We start from the raw sequence: 2,402 nt of genomic DNA on the forward strand, positions 1-2,402 counted from the left end.
ACGCGCCCGCACACGCCCCCCAGGAACACCCGCATAACTTCCCGAGCACCCGCTTCTCGAAGTTCCCAACATCGCGATACCTTTGACTCATGCATCCCGTTGACGCTGCCCTCCAGCAGGCGCGCCAGCTACTGGGCAACCTCACCCCGCCCGAGCTGACCCCACCAGCCTATGGCGGGCAGGTCAGCACACCTACCGACTGGACCGGCACAGCCGCCGAGCGCGCTGGCACCGTCCACACCGAACTCGACACCAACCGAGAAGACCTGCGTGCTACCCACAAGAGAGCCGCCACCGCAGTCGCCTCCGCTAACCGACTCTCCGAAGAAGCCCGCACCGGCCTCACCGCGGTCGAGACCTCATGGCAGCAAGACAAGGCCATCCTCGGCCCACTGGCCGACACCCCCACCGGACAGGCGGCGCTGCTCCAGGCAGGACAGCTGCGCATCACCGAAGCAGCCCAGCTCATAGAGCAGACCGCCACCCAGTACGCGACCATCGCCGAACAGCTCGCCGCCTCCTCGGCCGAGCTCCCCCACAGCGTCGAGAACCCAACCGCAACCCAGGCCGTCGACTTCAAGACCGACAAACCCGACACCGAGGGCCCACCCGACAAGCGCAGCATGCCCATCATCACCGAACCTGGCGGCCTCGGCCCACCGGGAACGATTGGCAGCGCCGGCACCCCCAACTGGATCGAGATCGGCCAGGACACCGGCATCTGGCTGCCCGACAACGAACTCGATGGCCTCTACGTCACCGAACCCGGCGGCCTTGGCCCTTCCTCGCCCTACGGCACTCCCGGCTGGGTCGAACTGCTCCCCGACTCGGGCTACTGGCTCCCCAAAGACCAGCTCCCCGACAACGCCATCTACCAGACCCCCGGCAGCCTCGGCCCACCCGGCACCATGGGCTCAGCCACAACGCCCGACTGGGTCGAATGGATCCCAGGATCGGGAATCTGGCTTCCCGACGACAAACTCCGCAGCCCCTAACACGCCGACGCAGCGAGTCCGAAACATCATTCAGCCGACGAGCTTCTTCCACGGCGGAGTGCCCGGCAAGCAGCCCGGGGACCGCATCGTCCCCGCCGCGCACCTCGGCCTCGACTACTCGACTGCTTACTCCTGGGCACCAGGGGCGCAACCCCAAGTTCCCCGCTACCGCCCAGACCTCGTGTACTTCACCACTCATCTCGGCGTCGCGCGCGGGTACGCCGCCCGCTACATGAACAGCCAGCGCGAACCCGAACCGGGTGACGTCTACCGCGTCGTTGTGCCCGGCCCCGTAGAACCCGATCCCGACTTCGATCATCCCAAAACCAGGGAAATCTACGCAGCCAGCCCGACACCAGTGACCGTCGAGGCAGTCGTGCAACGCGGCGTCGCACTCACGCTGCGCCAACAGAACCAAGCCGCGTGGCCCTACCGGATGTACTACGCCAACTTCGAAGAAATCCACGACCAGGACGGCACCGTACTTGCCTCCACCGAAATGCGCCTGCACGGCGCGACCGACGAGTACCTCCGGCTCCTCCCCAAGTGGATGGACGCCAGCGAATTCGGCAACGGCGGCAGACTCTGGTCGCCAGGCCGCCCTGGCGGCTCCTGGGCAACGCCCGATGAGGTTCTCGACATTGTGGATCACCTCGCCCTCGACACCGGCCTACACCTCATCAGCGGCAACAACATCAGGGCCGCACGGTTCGTCGAACGCGGATCCCGCACTCCCATCCTGTTCGGCACTCTCCAATGCCGCGAATGCAGCGCACAGTTCGCCGACCCCACAGGCCGACTGAGCCGACAACACCTCCTCGACGCTGCAGTGCACCAGGCGGGCCCCGACCTCCGCCTGATCGCCCAATTCAACGGCGGACTGGACGGATACCTGCATGCTCTACGCCGGCGCCACCCGACCCGCTGGACCTGGGCCGCGACACCCACCACGTGATGCACCCTGCATCACGTGCCCCGGCGACCACACCACCAACAGTAGTCCTGAGCTACCCAATTGATACCTAATCAGGGTATCTTTAAGAGCATGTCCGGGATGCGTGACGCCGAACTCGCGCTGGCCGTGGAAGCGGCCGGCCAGTGGGGCATGTTCACCGCAGCCCAGGCCACCCGCCTCGGCATGACCCGAAAACGCATCACCCAGCTCTGCGCCGCCGACCGCATCCACCACACCGACACCCGCGCGGTCTACCGCTTCGCCGGCACACCCACCGACATCACTCTCGACGCCGTCCGAGCTACCTGGCTAGCCCTCGAACCCTCCCACTTCGCCGGCGAACGACTCGACGCGCTACGCGCCGGCACACCAGGCCCACTGGCATCCCACCTCACCGCGGCCCACTACCTCTATGAACTGGGAACACTGCAGCCCGACCACCTCGACTACAC

2 protein-coding genes and 1 pseudogene are annotated in these 2,402 nt (G+C 66.4%); all 3 read left to right on the forward strand.

Annotation, left to right across the window (positions count from 1 at the left end; translation table 11 throughout):
• Positions 1–89: 89 nt before the first annotated feature.
• Positions 90–995: a hypothetical protein gene (locus MSZK_RS14465; RefSeq protein WP_011896202.1), complete on the forward strand. Its 906-nt coding sequence runs from the start codon at positions 90–92 to the stop codon at positions 993–995.
• 58 nt (positions 996–1,053) lie between these two features.
• Positions 1,054–1,950 carry a hypothetical protein gene (locus tag MSZK_RS14470; RefSeq protein WP_011896203.1) on the forward strand — a complete coding sequence of 299 codons (897 nt, stop codon included), beginning with the start codon at positions 1,054–1,056 and terminating at the stop codon, positions 1,948–1,950.
• A gap of 90 nt (positions 1,951–2,040) precedes the next feature.
• Positions 2,041–2,402 (forward strand): annotated as a pseudogene (locus MSZK_RS14475) (hypothetical protein); the annotation flags it as partial.

The organism is Mycobacterium sp. shizuoka-1 (assembly GCF_002723835.1).
Classification (GTDB): domain Bacteria; phylum Actinomycetota; class Actinomycetes; order Mycobacteriales; family Mycobacteriaceae; genus Mycobacterium.

What these genes read in the sequence shown, in the direction of transcription:
- MSZK_RS14465 (WP_011896202.1), top strand. Translation starts at nt 90, where the DNA reads ATGCATCCCGTTGACGCTGCCCTCCAGCAGGCGCGCCAGCTACTGGGC.